Raw genomic sequence first — 13,969 nt, forward strand, 5'->3', positions numbered from 1 at the left:
GCCCCGACGGCGATCTCCAGGGTGTCGGCCCGGCTGATGAGGAGGGTCCACACCGCCGTGAGGCCGGCCCACCACGCGAGGATCTCCGCCGCGGCCCGGACGATGCCGTTCAGCATCCGCTCACCTCCGCTTTCCGCGGGAATGCCCCAGTATCGGCCTGTAGGCCCCGCGATCCGCGGGACGTCGCCGGGGCGTGTCGCCCCGCGTGTACCCGCACCGCCGCGAGGTATGGCGACGGGCGCATGCCCGGCGCGCGCAGGGGTACCCCGGGATCCGGGGAGATGCGGAAGGACGGCATGTCGGCAGCGAGCGGACCGCAGGATCACGGCCCCGGCCGGTCCGGGCCCTCCGGGGCTCCGTCCGGCTCCGGAGGACGCCACGAGACGCCCGAGGAACGCGCGGACCGGCGCTGGGCCGAACTCCTGCAGGAGGTGCGGGTCACCCAGACGGGCGTGCAGATCCTCTTCGGTTTCCTGCTCACGGTGGTCTTCACCCCCCGGTTCGCCGATCTCGGCGGCACCGACCGGACGATCTACGTGATCACGGTGCTGCTCGGCGCCGCCACCACCGGCGCCCTGGTCGGCCCGGTCTCCCTCCACCGCATCGTCAGCGGCCGTCGCATCAAGCCGCAGACGGTCACCTGGGCCGCCCGGCTGACGATGGCGGGAATCGTGCTGCTGTTGTGCACGGTCACCTCGGCGATGACGCTGATCCTGCGGATCGCGCTGCACAACAGCGCGGTCCCCTGGCTGGTGGCGGCGGTCGTGGCCTGGCTGGTGCTGTGCTGGTTCGGGCTGCCCGGCTGGGTGCTGCGCCGCTACAGACCGAAGGAATGACCCCGCCGCGCAAGCCCCGCACAGAAGGAGTGGCCCCACACATCCGTACGAGGGATTCGCTGCGCCCCGTGTTTCCCCCGCCCGGGACCGGTCACTCGTAGGACTGTGGCGGGGCATCCCGTACCCGTCCCGCGACGACCGCGCACCCGGGCGAAGGGAGTCCCATGTCCACGAAGGTGTCCGACCACCTCCTGCAGCGCCTGCGGGAATGGGGCGTCGACCGGGTGTTCGCCTACGCGGGGGACGGCATCAACGGCCTGCTGGCCGCATGGGGCCGGGCGGACGACGATCCGCGGTTCATCCAGTCGCGGCACGAGGAGATGTCCGCCTTCGAGGCCGTCGGGTACGCCAAGTTCTCCGGCAAGGTGGGGGTGTGCGCCGCGACCTCCGGGCCGGGCGCCATCCACCTGCTCAACGGCCTCTACGACGCCAAGCTCGACCACGTGCCGGTCGTGGCGATCGTGGGCCAGACCGACCGCAGCGCGATGGGCGGCTCCTACCAGCAGGAAGTCGACCTGCTGAGCCTGTTCAAGGACGTCGCCTCCGACTTCTGCGAGATGGTGACCGTCCCCGAGCAGCTGCCCAACGTCCTCGACCGGGCGATGCGCACCGCGTACGCCCGGCGGACGGTCACGGCGCTCATCATCCCCGCCGACGTGCAGGAGCTCGACTACTCGCCGCCGCAGCACGCGTTCAAGATGGTGCCCTCCAGCCTGGGCATGGCGCCGTACGCGCCGGTGCCCGCGGACACGGAGATCAGCCGGGCGGCGGAGCTGATCAACGCCGGCCGGAAGGTGGCCGTCCTCGTCGGCCAGGGAGCCCGCGGCGCGCGGGCGGAGGTCGAGCAGCTCGCCGAGGTGCTCGGCGCCGGGGTCGCCAAGGCCCTGCTCGGCAAGGACGTGCTGCCCGACGACCTGCCGTACGTGACCGGCTCCGTCGGGCTGCTGGGCACCCGCCCCTCGTACGAGCTGATGCGCGACTGCGACACGCTGGTCGTCATCGGGTCGAGCTTCCCCTACACCCAGTTCCTGCCGGAGTTCGGGCAGGCGCGGGCGGTCCAGATCGACGTCGACCCCTTCATGGTGGGGCTGCGCTACCCCTTCGAGATCAACCTGGTGGGCGACGCGCGGGAGACCCTGATCCGGCTGCTGCCCCAGCTCAAGCCCAAGGAGCACGGCGACTGGCGGACCGGCATCGAGAAGAACACCGCCCGCTGGTGGGAGGTCATGGAGCGGCGTGCCGCCGTCTCCGCCGACCCCGTCAACCCCGAGTACGTCTTCCACGCCCTCGACCCGCTGCTGCCCGACAACGCGGTGCTGACCGCCGACTCGGGCTCCGCGGCGAACTGGTACGCGCGCCACCTGCGCATCCGCGGCACCATGCGCGGCTCGCTGTCCGGCACGCTGGCCACCATGGGGCCGGGCGTCCCCTACGCCATCGGCGCGAAGTTCGCCCACCCCGACCGGCCGGCCATCGCCCTGGTGGGCGACGGGGCCATGCAGATGAACGGCATGGCCGAGCTGATCACCGCCGGCAAGTACTACAAGGAGTGGCAGGACCCGCGCCTCGTCGTGGCCGTCCTCAACAACCAGGATCTCAACCAGGTCACGTGGGAGATGCGTGCCATGGAGGGCGCCCCGCAGTTCCTGCCCTCGCAGGCCATCCCCGACGTGCCCTACGCGGACTTCGCCCGCTCGATCGGGCTCGACGGCGTCCGCGTGGAGGAGCCGGGCGGAGTCGTCCCCGCCTGGGAGCGCGCCCTCGCCGCCGACCGGCCCTTCGTCATCGACTTCCGCACCGACCCGGCCGTACCGCCGATCCCGCCCCACGCGACCCTCGACCAGATCGAGGCCGCCGCCGCGGCGGTCCTCAAGGGCGACAGCGACCGCGCCGCCGTGGTCCGCCAGGGGTTCAAGGCGAAGATCCAGGAGATGCTGCCCGGCGGCCACAAGCGCCGCGGGCACGGGGCGGGGGACGGCGGATGAACCCGCTGCTGCGCACGGCACGGGCCCGGCCGGCGGGCCCGGCGCCGTACGCCCTGGACCGCATGGTGCGCAACGTCCGCCATGGCAGGTTCGAACGCACCCTGTCCCTGCTGACGGCGGCGGGCTCCCTCGTCACGGCGGCCGAGATCTACCTGGAGCACGACCGCGCGAGCTTCGGCAACCGCGTCATGTGGTGGCCGGTCCTGCTCGGGCCCGTCGGCGCGGCCGCGGGCGTCGCCGGGTTCGTCAGCGAACGGATGGCCAAGACCGCCCTGCCGCTGGCCTCGGCGGCCATCGCCGCCAACGGCCTGCAGGGCACCTACCTGCACCTGCGCGGCATCGCCCGGAAGCCCGGCGGCTGGTCGATGGCCCGGTACAACGTCGAGCTGGGACCGCCCCTCTTCGCGCCGCTGCTGGTGACGATGGTCGGCGGCATGGGCCTGCTCGCCGCCCTGCTGCGCAGGGAGCGGTGACGATGACGACGCCGGGGCGGCACGGCACCGGGTTCGCGGGATACGACGTCCTCGCCCAGGCCGGCACGTGGGACGCCGCCACCTCCGGCGTCGTCCTCTCCCGCACGGCCGTCCAGCCGGACCTGCGGTTCTTCACCCTCGCCGAGGAGGCCGTCGCCGGGCCGCTCTGCGACCACCTCCTGGCCCAGTGGGACGACCCCAGGGTGCCCGTGCTGCAGATGATCGACGCACGGCTCGCCGAACTGGAGACCGACGGCTGGCGGTTCGCCGACATGCCCGAGGACGACGAGGCCTGGCGGTGCTCGCTCGCCGCCCTCGACGCCGACGCCCGCGCCCGGTACGGCACCCCCTTCGCCGGCCTGGCCCGCGAACGGCAGGCCGCGCTCGTCCAGGCGGTGCGCGACACCGGCACGGACCGCTGGCACGGGATGCCGGCCGGCCACGTGTGGGGGTTGTGGACGCGGTACACCTCCACCGCCTTCTACTCCCACCCGTGGGCCTGGAACGAGATCGGCTTCGGGGGGCCGGCGTACCCGCGGGGGTACGTACGGCTGGGGGTGGGCCTGAGGGAGCGCTGGGAGACGCCGGACCGGCACCCGGTGGACCCCGTAACGAACTCCGCTCAGGTTGTGGGCAGTCGTTCCGCCGGGGCGGAACGGGTGGGCACGACCGACCACCGGGCCGCACCTGCAACGCGCCGTCGAGGCCCCGCGGCAGCGGCCCGCGCCGCAGCCGCCACACTGCGCCTGACCGCGTCACCGACGGCCCGCCTCCGCGCCCGCAACGCCTCCCCCTGGCTCCTCCCGCGCGGGGACACCCGCTTCGACCCGGCCCTGATCGACGGCATGCGCCGCTTCGGCGATGACGACGAGGTGGACCTCGTCGTCATCGGCTGCGGCGCCGGCGGCGCCACCCTCACCCAGCGCATGGCCCGCCACGGCTGGTCGGTGGTCTGCCTGGAGGCCGGTCCGTTCTGGAACCCCGACACCGACTGGGTCAGCGACGAGGCCGGGTCGCACCACCTGTACTGGACGGAGCCGCGCGTCGTCTCCGGGGACGACCCGGTGCCGCTGGGGGCCAACAACTCCGGCCGCGGCGTGGGCGGTTCCACGACGCACTTCGCCGGCTACGCCCCGCGCTTCCACCCCTCGGACTTCTCGACGCTCACCGACGACGGCGTGGGCGCGGACTGGCCGCTGGGCTACGAGGAACTGCGCGGCCCGTACGAGCGGATCGAGCAGGAGCTGCCCGTCGCCGGCCAGTACTGGCCGTGGGGCGACCCGCACGCGTACCCGCACGCGCCGCACCCGGTGGGCGGCAACGGCGAGCTCTTCCTGCGCGGGGCCGCCGCCCTGGGCATCGAGGCGCGGGTGGGCCCGGTCGCCATCACCAACGGCCCCTTCGGCAACCGCCCGCACTGCGTCTACCGCGGCTTCTGCCTGCAGGGCTGCAAGGTCAACGCCAAGGCCTCCACCCTGATCACGCACGTGCCGGACGCGCTGGCCCACGGCGCGGAGATCCGCGCGCAGTCGATGGTGACCGGCATCGAGCTGGACGCGCAGGGCCTGGCATCCGGCGTGCGGTACGTGCACGAGGGCAGGGAACGGCTGCAGCGCGCCCGCACGGTCGCCGTCGCCGGCTACTCCATCGAGACGCCCCGGCTGCTGCTGAACTCCGCGTGCCGCCGCTTCCCCGACGGGCTGTGCAACGACTTCGACCTGGTCGGCCGGTACGTGATGGTGCAGGGCGCACCGCAGACCTCCGGCCGCTTCGCCGAGGAGGTGCGCGCCTACAAGGCGCCGCCCCCCGAGGTGTCCTCCGAGGACTTCTACGAGACCGATCCCGCCAAGCCCTACAAGCGCGGCTTCTCCCTGCAGACCGTCTCCCCGCTGCCGATCGTCTGGGCCGAGCACGTGGCCGCCCAGGGGCACTGGGGCGAGGACCTGCGCACGTACATGCGCGACTACGTCCACTGGGCGACCCTGGGCGCGCTGTGCGAACTGCTGCCCCTGCCGGACAACCGCGTGACGCTCTCGCAGGAGAAGGACCGCTATGGGCTGCCCGTCGCCCACTTCTCCTACAGCCAGTGCGACAACGACCGCATGCTCATCCGGGCGGCGCGGAGGGTGATGGAGGACATGCTGCGCGCGGCCGGAGCCACCGAGGTGATCACGATCAACCGGTACGCGCACCTGGTCGGCGGCTGCCGGATGGCCGCGGGCCCCGCGAGCGGCGTCGTCGACGCCGACCTGCGCACGTTCGCCGTGCCCAACCTGCTCGTCACCGACGGCAGCGTGCTCCCCACCCAGGGCAGCGCCAACCCGGCCCTGACCATCATGGCGCTCGTCGACCGCGCCGCCGGCCGGCTGGCCGCCGGAGCGCGCGCCGGCCTCCGTTCGCCCGCGGGAGCCCGCCGGTGACCCGCCCGGGCGCGGGCGACCCGGTCGTCGAGGACGTCACGGCCGCCGCCTACACCGTCCCCACGGACGCCCCCGAGGCCGACGGCACGCTCGCCTGGGACGAGACCACCCTGGTCCTGGCGACCGCCCGGTCCGGCGCCGCCACCGGCACCGGCTGGACCTACGGCGCCCCCGCCACCGCGGACGTGATCACCGGTCAGCTCGCGGGCACCGTCACCGGCCGCTGCGCCTTCGACGTGCCGGCGGCCAACGAGGCGATGAGCCGCGCGGTGCGCAACGCCGGCCGGCCCGGCCTGGTCGCCGGCGCCCTCTCGGCCGTCGACATCGCACTGTGGGACCTCAAGGCCCGGCTCCTCGGCCTGCCCCTGGTGCGGCTGCTCGGCGCGACCCGCCACGAGGTGCCCGTCTACGGCAGCGGCGGCTTCACCACCTACGACGACGCCCGCCAGGACCGCCGGCTGCGCGGCTGGACCGAGCAGCTCGGCATACCCCGCGTCAAGATCAAGATCGGGGAGGACCGGGGCGGGGCGGAGGACCGCGACCACCACCGCGTCGCCCGTGCCCGCCGCAGCATCGGCGACGACGCCGAGCTCTACGTGGACGCCAACGGCGCCTACACGCGCAAGCAGGCGGTCCGCGCGGCCCGGCACCTGGACGCCCAGGGCGTCCTGTGGTTCGAGGAGCCCGTCTCCTCCGACGACCTGGCCGGCCTCGCCGGGATCCGCGCCGCGGTCACCGCCGACGTGGCCGCCGGCGAGTACGGCTACACCCTCCCCTACTTCGGCGCGATGCTCGCCGCCGGTGCCGTGGACTGCCTGCAGGCCGACGCCACCCGCTGCGGCGGCATCACCGTCTGGCTGCGGGCCGCCGCCCTCGCCGAGGCGGCCGGCCTGCAGATCTCCGGGCACTGCGCGCCGCACGCCCACGCGCACGCCGCGGCCGCCGTGCCCAACCTGCGCCACTTGGAGTGGTTCCACGACCACACCAGGATCGAGTCGATGCTCTTCTCCGGAACCCTCGACCCGGGCGGGGGAAGCGTCCGCCCCGGGGCGGACGGCACACCCGGGCACGGCCTGGTCCTGCTCGCCGGCCGCGCCGAACCGTACCGGGTCAGGTGACTCCGGTGACCACCCGCACCCGGGAAGGGAGCCCCATGGACCAGACCGTCGTCATCACCGGTGCCAGCGCCGGGATCGGCCGGGCGACGGCCCGTCTGTTCGCCCGCCGGGGCGCACGGGTGGCGCTGCTGGCCCGGGGCGGCGGCGGGCTGGCGGCCGCCGCGGCCGAGGTCGCCGAGCTGGGCGGGAAACCCCTGGTGCTGCCCACCGACGTGGCCGACCACGCCCAGGTGGAGGCCGCCGCGGCCGCGGCGGAGGACGCGTTCGGCCCGATCGACGTATGGGTCAACGCGGCCTTCGTCTCCGTCTTCGCCCCGTTCACCCGCATCGAGCCGGAGGAGTACGAGCGCGTCACCGCCGTCACCTACCTGGGCTGCGTCCACGGCACCCGGGCCGCGCTGCGCCGGATGCTGCCGCGCGACGCGGGCACGATCGTCCAGGTCGGCTCGGCGCTCGGCTACCGCTCCGTGCCCCTGCAGTCCGCCTACTGCGGCGCCAAGCACGCCGTCAACGGCTTCACCTCGGCCGTACGGACCGAGCTGCTCGCCCGGCACAGCAACGTGCGCGTGACGGTCGTGCAGATGCCGGCGGTCAACACGCCCCAGTTCTCCTGGGTCCTGTCCCGGCTGCCGAACCACCCCCGGCCCGTGGCGCCCGTCTACCAGCCCGAGGTCGCCGCCCGCGCCGTCGTCCACGCGGCCGGGCACCCGCGGCGCAAGCAGTACTACGTCGGCGCCTCGACCGTCGCGACGATCCTCGCCGACAAGGCGGCCCCCGGCCTCCTGGACCGCTACCTGGCCCGTACCGGCATCGCCGCGCAGCAGACCGACGAGCAGGTGCGGGCGGACCGTCCGCACAACCTGTGGCAGCCGGTGGACGACACCGGCGGGGGCGACCACGGCGCGCACGGCGTCTTCGACGCCGAGGCCCACGCGCGCTCCCCGCAGGCCGCCCTCGCCCGCCACCCCCTCCTGCTCCCGGCCGCGGCGCTGCTCGGCACGGCCGCCGCCGTCCGTACGGTCCTGCGGCGGCGCCGGGACTGAGACCCGGGTGTTTCCCCGCCGCCCGTTGCGGTTACCCAGGAGTCCGAACCCCGCCCTCCAGGAGGACACACCCCGATGACGGAATACGGCTACTTCCTCTCCACCGAGGAACACGGCCCCGCCGACCTGGTCGAACAGGCGCGCATGGCCGAGCAGGCGGGCTTCACCTCCCTGTGGATCTCCGACCACTTCCACCCGTGGAACGGGGAGCAGGGCCAGAGCCCGTTCGTCTGGTCGGTGATCGGCGCGCTCTCGCAGGCCACCTCGCTGCCCGTCCGCACGGCCGTCACCTGCCCGATCATGCGCCTGCACCCGGCCGTCACGGCCCAGGCGGCGGCCACGGCCGCCGTCCAGCTGGGCGGGGGCTTCCGGCTCGGCGTGGGCAGCGGGGAGGCGCTCAACGAGCACATCCTCGGCGGCGCCTGGCCGCAGGCGGCGATCCGGCTGGAGATGCTGCAGGAGGCCGTCCAGGTGATGCGGCTCCTCTTCGAGGGCGGCGAGGTCAGCCACCACGGCAAGCACTACACCGTGGAGAACGCCCGGCTGTACACCGTGCCCGACGAACCGGTGCCCATCGACGTCTCGGCGTTCGGGCCGACCGCGACCGAGCTGGCCGGGCGCATCGGCGACGGCTTCATCACGATGGCCCCCGACGCGGAGGCCGTCGACCGCTTCCGGCGCAGCGGGGGCGGCGCCAAGCCCGTGTTCGGCGGGCTGAAGGTGTGCTGGGGCACCGACCGCGAGGAGGCCGTGCGCACCGCGCACCGCCTGTGGGCCAACGAACAGCTCCCGGGGGAGCTGGCCCAGATCCTGCCGACACCCCGGCACTTCGAACAGGCGAATGAGCTGGTTCCGGTGGAGCGCGTCGCCGACGCGGTCACCTGCGGGGACGACGTGGACGCGCACCTGGCCGCGATCACGGCGTACGCCGACGCCGGGTTCGACACCGTCTTCGTCAACCAGATCGGGCCCGGCCAGCGCGGCTTCTTCGACTTCTACCGCAGCAAGGTGCTGCCGCAGCTGCCGGACTGACCGTCCGGACCCGGCGGGAGACGGAAGACGGAAAGACGGAAAGGACGCTTCATGACCATGCGGATCGCATTCCTGGCGGCGCCGGAGGGTGTCGAGCAGGTCGAGCTGACGGAGCCCTGGCGGGCCGTCCTGGAGGCCGCCGGCGCGCCGCGGCTGGTGTCGACGAAGACCGGCCGTATCCAGGCCTACCACCACCTCGACAAGGCCGACACCTTCGCCGTCGACGAGGACGTGGTCACGGCGCGGGCCGGGGACTTCGACGGACTCGTCCTGCCGGGCGGCGTCGCCAACCCCGACTTCCTGCGCATGGACGAGCGGGCCGTCTCCTTCGTCAAGGACTTCTTCGACGCTGGCAAGCCGGTCGCGGCGATCTGCCACGCCCCCTGGACCCTGGTCGAGGCCGGTGTCGTGCGCGGCCGCACCCTCACCTCCTGGCCGAGCCTGCGCACCGACATCCGCAACGCGGGCGGCACCTGGGTGGACGAGGAGGTCAAGGTCTGCACCTGCGCCCCCGCCACCTTGATCACCAGCCGCAAGCCGGCCGACCTCAAGGCGTTCTGTGCGGCCTTCATGACCGAGTTCCGCAAGGCGGCCGGCGGCTGATGCCCGCACCGGAGGACTACGACGCGGGCCCCTTCGTACCCGGCGGAGCCGACCTGCGGGGCCTGCGGGACGCCGCGGCCGGCTGCCGGGGCTGCCCGCTGTTCCGCGAGGCCACGCAGACCGTCTTCGGCTCCGGCGAGGCCTCCGCCCGGGTGGTGCTCGTCGGCGAGCAGCCGGGCGACCAGGAGGACCGCAAGGGGGAGCCCTTCGTCGGCCCGGCCGGAGGCGTGCTGACCCGGGCGCTCGCGGAGGCTGGCATCGACCCGGCGGAGGTGTACGTCACCAATGCCGTCAAGCACTTCAAGTTCGAGCGGCAGGCGCGGGGCAAGCGCCGCATCCACAAGGCGCCCAACCTCCACGAGATCAGCGCCTGCCGCCCCTGGCTCGCCTCCGAACTGCGGCTGATCGGCCCGGAGGTGGTCGTCGCCCTCGGCGCGACCGCCGGCAAGTCCCTGCTCGGCTCTTCCTTCCGGGTGACACAGCAGCGTGGCATCCCCCTGCCGCTGCCGTCACTCGACGGCGACGGCGACGGCGACGGCGACGGCGACGGCGACGGTCAGGGCGGCGGCGGGGAGGGCGAGGGCGACGGCGGCGGTCAGGGCGGCGGCGGGGAGGGCGAGGGCACGCTCGTGGCGACCATCCACCCGTCGGCCGTGCTGCGCGCGGACGACCGCGCCCGCGGCGACGCGTACGCGGGCCTGGTCGCGGACCTCGGCGTGGCGGCCCGGCTGCTGCACCGCGGGAGCGGGTGAGCGGCTTACCCGCGGGCCCGGCACCGGCAGGGCACGCGGCCCGTACGCGGGCGGTCCGTACCGGGAAAGCACCCGGCGGGAAGGGCGTTTTCCTGCGCGGGAGCGGCCTTGCGCGACATGCTGAGTGCATGTCCGATCACAGCGAGCGAGTGCCGGGGTACCGGCAGATCAGGATGGCTGCGCCCGACGCCCCGGTCGCCGCCCTGGCGGACGAGGAGGCGTGGCGGGCGCGCGAGGCGTACCCCGAGATCCTCGGGGGCGGCGGCCCGGTCTTCGGCGTCGTGCGCGAGCGGGAGGAGGGCGGCTGGCAGGTGCTGACCCACATCGGCGACCGCGCGCCCCAGGACTCCCGGGACACCATGGCCGCCCTCTTCCGCCGGGCCGCCCGCGACGCGGAGGAGACCGGCGACGGCGCCGCGGCGCGGGAGTACGGCGCGGCTGCCGAACGGCTGGACTGGGAGGCCGTCGACGAGATGACGGTGCTCGGCAGCCGCCACCGGGTCGTGCGCGCGGAGCAGTTCGTCCGGACCGGCCCCGACGGGCCCGAGCCCCCGCGCCCCTCCGACCCCGACCCGGCCGCGCCCGGCAGGTCCCACGAGGTGCCCGACCCCGTCGAGGGCATGGTCCTCGACACCCTCACGGCCACGGGCATGTCCGAGGGCATCCTCAAGGCCGAACTGCTGTCGCTGGTCCAGGGCCCCGGCACCGTGCCCCCCGACGTGCGGGCCGACTCCCTGCGGGCCGCCGTCACGCACCCGGGCGGGGTGCTGCTGCCCGCCTCGTACATGATCGCGGAGCGGGCCGGCGGGCAGTGGGAGCCCGTGACCACCGGCTGTTCCACGCCCCAGGCCGCGCGCGACGCCCTCGCGATGGACCTGAGGGTCATGGCCCCGGTGCTGCTGCGGCTGGACGAGCAGGAGCGCGAGGAGTACGCCCGGGCGGCGGACCGGCTCGACGCCGAGTGCGGCGCGGAGGCGGAGGCGGCCGGCCGGCGCTTCCGCGTGGTGCGCATCGAGCGCCTGGTGCGCGTCGGGCCGGACGGCCCCGAGGGACCGCGCCCCTCCGACCACGACCCCCAGCCGCCCGTCAAGGTGCACGACCGGCAGCTGCGCGAGCAGGGGCTGGTCCACGACGACGAGGACGACGAGGACTTCGAGCCTTCCGCAGAGGCCAAGGAGATGATGGCGCTCGCGCGCAAGGAACAGGAGCGCAGACGGCGGCTCGACGAAGCGGGACGGGGCGGGGCGCGGCAGGGCCCGGAGGCGCAGGACCAGGCCCGTCGTGCCTAAACTGGTGCCGTGCAGAGGGGGGTTGGCAGACGATGAGTGAAGAGAGGGACGGTCCGGGCCGGCGCCGGCTGACGGTGGCGCAGAAGCTCGACCACCTGCTCAAGATGCGTGCCGGGCCCAGCGAGAACGGGAAGCCGTCCTACAAGAAGCTGGCGGCGGAGATAGCCGCCCAGTCCGGCGAGACCTTCTCCAGCGTCTATCTGTGGCAGCTGCACCGCGGGGAGCGCACGAACCCGACACTGCGGCACCTGCGCGCGATGGCCACGTACTTCGACGTGCCCGTCTCCTATTTCACCGAGGACGACGTGGCCCGCCGGATGATCGACGAGGAGGTGCTGGCCGGGCGCGAGCTGGACCAGGCCATGGCCGAGGCCGGGGTGAGCGCGGTGTACCTGCGCGGCGACCTCGCGGCGCTCTCCCCGGAGGGGAAGCGGATGGCCGCCGACATGATCCGCCAGCTCCGCGAGCTGGAGCAGGGCACCAGGCGCGCGTAGCGCCTGCCGGGGCCCCACCCCCGATCCCCCACGAGAGCCGTGCTCTGCCGAGCCACGGGCGCTGCGTACCGCGCGGCGTCCGTGGCTTCGGCATGCGGTTGAAATGCCCCAACTCTCAAGTTAGGGTCACTTCTTGTGTCGCCATAAGCTACGGTGAACCAACTATTGGTCAACTTGTTCATACGAGTTAACGTCTTCATTGACTTCACGGTCCGGCCTCCTGAGACACATCACTACCCACGGCATCACGGCAGCAAAGACCGGGCCGTCACACGGGGGACCCGGGGGAGTGGCATGCAGCTCCGGGACGGCCCCGCCGCCTTACGGGGAGGGCACGCGCGTGCACGACATCCTGAAAGCCGCCGGTGACGGCCGGGGCCAGAGCATCCTCATCGAAGGCACGGCCGGCATGGGGCGCACCAGACTCCTGCGCCACGCCATGGACCAGGCCGGCGAGCACGGCCTCCACCTGCTCTCCGCGCGGGCCCGCGCCTCCGAGCAGGACGTCGAGTACAGCATCGCCCAGCAGCTCATGGCCGGGGCCCGGAGCATCCTGGACAGCGCGGGCGCGGGGGAGCAGGGCCCCGGAGGCCGGGCCCCCGCCCCCTGGGAGGCCCACCTGAACTGCCCCGCGCCGTACGCCCCGCACGCCGCGCCCGGCGCCGGCGCGGTCCACCCGCTCGCCCGGCTGCTGTCCACGGGCACCCCGCTGATGCTGGCCATCGACGACCTCCAGTGGGCCGACACCGCCTCCCTGCGCTGCCTCGGCTACCTGATGGCCCGGCTGGAGAACACCCCGGTCGCCCTCGTTGCCACCGTCGCCCTCGGCGAGACCCCCGGCGACCCGGTGCTGGCGGAGGTGCTCTCCTCCTTCCGCCACCGGGTCCTCTTACGGGACCTCACCACCGAGGACACCGCCCGGATCGCCGCCGACACCTTCACCGTCCCGGGCGCCGCCGACGCCGCGCCCGACCCCCGCTTCGTCGCCGCGTGCCGCACCGCCACCGGCGGCAGCCCCTACCTCCTCGAAGCCCTCTTCCGCGTCATGCGCCTGCACGGCCTGCGGCCCGACGCCGACGCCGCGCGCCGCATCGGGGAGCTCGCCCCGGTGGAGGTCGCCGACACCCTGCTGCCGCGCTACGACCGCGCCTACCCCGGCGCCGCCGCCGTGCTCCAGGCCACCGCGGTCCTCGACGGCTCCGCCACCACCCCCATGATCGCCCGGCTCCTCGGGCTGGACGCCCTGGGCGCCGCCGACATCGTCGACGCCCTCGTGCGTGCCGGCGCCCTCACCGGGCAGGACCCGGTCGTCGGCTTCGCCCGGCCGGTCCTGCGCACCGCGGTCCTGGCCCGCATCCCGCCCAGCCGGCGCGACGCCCTGCACTCCCGCGCCGCCCAGCTCCTCCACGAGTCGGGCGCCCCCGCCGAGCGCGTCGCCTCCCAGCTCCTGCGCGTCCGCAGCACCCTCGGCCTGCACTGGACCTGCTCCGTGCTGTGCACGGCCGCCGGAGAGGTGATCCAGCGCGGCGAACCGGACCGGGCCCGGGCCTATCTCCACCGCGGCCTGGAGGAGTGCGAGGGCCTGTGCCGGGCCAAGCTGCTGCGCGCACTCGGCCAGATCGAGCTCGCCGCCGACCCGGCCGCCGCGGTCGGGCACCTGCGGCGCGCGCTCGCCCTCCAGCCCGATGCCGCCGGGCGCGCCGACATCCGGCTGTGCATCGCCCACGCCCTGCAGCTCCTGGGCCGCCCCGAGGAAGCCGAGAGCGTCCTCCTGGAAGGCGTGGCGGAGGCCCGCAGCGCGGAAGAGTCCTCCGCGGCCGTCCTGCGGGCCGAGCGCTGCCTGCTGCGCGAGCTGAACCACGCCGTGGACGCGGCCGTCGAGGCGGACTGCGCCGGAGTGGGCGACCTGCTCCCGCTGGAGGCC

At 74.3% G+C, this 13,969-nt stretch carries 12 protein-coding genes; all 12 read left to right on the forward strand.

Annotation, left to right across the window (positions count from 1 at the left end):
* Nucleotides 1–296 precede the first annotated feature (296 nt).
* A complete protein-coding gene (locus tag V7793_RS21335; protein WP_336008876.1) occupies nucleotides 297–836 on the forward strand; it encodes a DUF6328 family protein in 540 nt (179 codons plus the stop codon).
* A 164-nt stretch (nucleotides 837–1,000) separates the two neighbouring features.
* Entirely contained in the window at nucleotides 1,001–2,821 is a 1,821-nt protein-coding gene (locus tag V7793_RS21340) for a thiamine pyrophosphate-requiring protein (protein ID WP_336008878.1), read from the forward strand.
* On the forward strand, nucleotides 2,818–3,294 hold the full coding sequence (locus V7793_RS21345; RefSeq protein ID WP_336008880.1) for a hypothetical protein: 477 nt from the start codon (nucleotides 2,818–2,820) through the stop codon (nucleotides 3,292–3,294). The genes V7793_RS21340 and V7793_RS21345 overlap by 4 nt, the downstream gene beginning before the upstream one ends.
* 2 nt (nucleotides 3,295–3,296) lie before the next feature.
* Nucleotides 3,297–5,714 (forward strand): GMC family oxidoreductase, encoded by a 2,418-nt coding sequence (locus V7793_RS21350; RefSeq protein ID WP_336008881.1) that lies wholly within the window; start codon nucleotides 3,297–3,299, stop codon nucleotides 5,712–5,714.
* The gene (locus V7793_RS21355) at nucleotides 5,711–6,832 is read left to right on the forward strand and encodes an enolase C-terminal domain-like protein (protein WP_336008882.1); all 1,122 of its coding nucleotides are present in this window, start codon (nucleotides 5,711–5,713) and stop codon (nucleotides 6,830–6,832) included. Before V7793_RS21350 ends, V7793_RS21355 begins: the two co-directional genes overlap by 4 nt.
* A 35-nt stretch (nucleotides 6,833–6,867) precedes the next feature.
* Nucleotides 6,868–7,875: an SDR family oxidoreductase gene (locus V7793_RS21360; protein ID WP_336008890.1), complete on the forward strand. Its 1,008-nt coding sequence runs from the start codon at nucleotides 6,868–6,870 to the stop codon at nucleotides 7,873–7,875.
* A 75-nt stretch (nucleotides 7,876–7,950) separates the two neighbouring features.
* Nucleotides 7,951–8,907 (forward strand): TIGR03557 family F420-dependent LLM class oxidoreductase, encoded by a 957-nt coding sequence (locus V7793_RS21365; RefSeq protein WP_336008883.1) that lies wholly within the window; start codon nucleotides 7,951–7,953, stop codon nucleotides 8,905–8,907.
* Between the two features lie 57 nt (nucleotides 8,908–8,964).
* Nucleotides 8,965–9,510, forward strand: coding sequence for a type 1 glutamine amidotransferase domain-containing protein (locus V7793_RS21370; protein WP_336008892.1), 546 nt, complete (start codon nucleotides 8,965–8,967; stop codon nucleotides 9,508–9,510).
* A complete protein-coding gene (locus V7793_RS21375) occupies nucleotides 9,510–10,262 on the forward strand; it encodes a UdgX family uracil-DNA binding protein (protein WP_336008884.1) in 753 nt (250 codons plus the stop codon). Before V7793_RS21370 ends, V7793_RS21375 begins: the two co-directional genes overlap by 1 nt.
* A gap of 128 nt (nucleotides 10,263–10,390) precedes the next feature.
* Nucleotides 10,391–11,551, forward strand: a complete 1,161-nt coding sequence (locus V7793_RS21380; protein WP_336008885.1) for a DUF5954 family protein — start codon at nucleotides 10,391–10,393, stop codon at nucleotides 11,549–11,551.
* Between the two features lie 32 nt (nucleotides 11,552–11,583).
* Nucleotides 11,584–12,045, forward strand: coding sequence for an XRE family transcriptional regulator (locus tag V7793_RS21385; protein WP_168092250.1), 462 nt, complete (start codon nucleotides 11,584–11,586; stop codon nucleotides 12,043–12,045).
* 340 nt (nucleotides 12,046–12,385) lie between these two features.
* Nucleotides 12,386–13,969 (forward strand): AAA family ATPase (locus V7793_RS21390; protein ID WP_336008888.1); only part of this gene is annotated, 1,584 nt, incomplete at its 3' end.

The organism is Streptomyces sp. KLMMK (assembly GCF_036961605.1).
GTDB lineage: Bacteria > Actinomycetota > Actinomycetes > Streptomycetales > Streptomycetaceae > Streptomyces > Streptomyces telluris.

What these genes read in the sequence shown, in the direction of transcription:
- V7793_RS21335 (WP_336008876.1), top strand. Translation starts at nt 297, where the DNA reads ATGTCGGCAGCGAGCGGACCGCAGGATCACGGCCCCGGCCGGTCCGGG.
- V7793_RS21340 (WP_336008878.1), top strand. Translation starts at nt 1,001, where the DNA reads ATGTCCACGAAGGTGTCCGACCACCTCCTGCAGCGCCTGCGGGAATGG.
- V7793_RS21345 (WP_336008880.1), top strand. Translation starts at nt 2,818, where the DNA reads ATGAACCCGCTGCTGCGCACGGCACGGGCCCGGCCGGCGGGCCCGGCG.
- V7793_RS21350 (WP_336008881.1), top strand. Translation starts at nt 3,297, where the DNA reads ATGACGACGCCGGGGCGGCACGGCACCGGGTTCGCGGGATACGACGTC.
- V7793_RS21360 (WP_336008890.1), top strand. Translation starts at nt 6,868, where the DNA reads ATGGACCAGACCGTCGTCATCACCGGTGCCAGCGCCGGGATCGGCCGG.
- V7793_RS21365 (WP_336008883.1), top strand. Translation starts at nt 7,951, where the DNA reads ATGACGGAATACGGCTACTTCCTCTCCACCGAGGAACACGGCCCCGCC.
- V7793_RS21370 (WP_336008892.1), top strand. Translation starts at nt 8,965, where the DNA reads ATGCGGATCGCATTCCTGGCGGCGCCGGAGGGTGTCGAGCAGGTCGAG.
- V7793_RS21375 (WP_336008884.1), top strand. Translation starts at nt 9,510, where the DNA reads ATGCCCGCACCGGAGGACTACGACGCGGGCCCCTTCGTACCCGGCGGA.
- V7793_RS21380 (WP_336008885.1), top strand. Translation starts at nt 10,391, where the DNA reads ATGTCCGATCACAGCGAGCGAGTGCCGGGGTACCGGCAGATCAGGATG.
- V7793_RS21385 (WP_168092250.1), top strand. Translation starts at nt 11,584, where the DNA reads ATGAGTGAAGAGAGGGACGGTCCGGGCCGGCGCCGGCTGACGGTGGCG.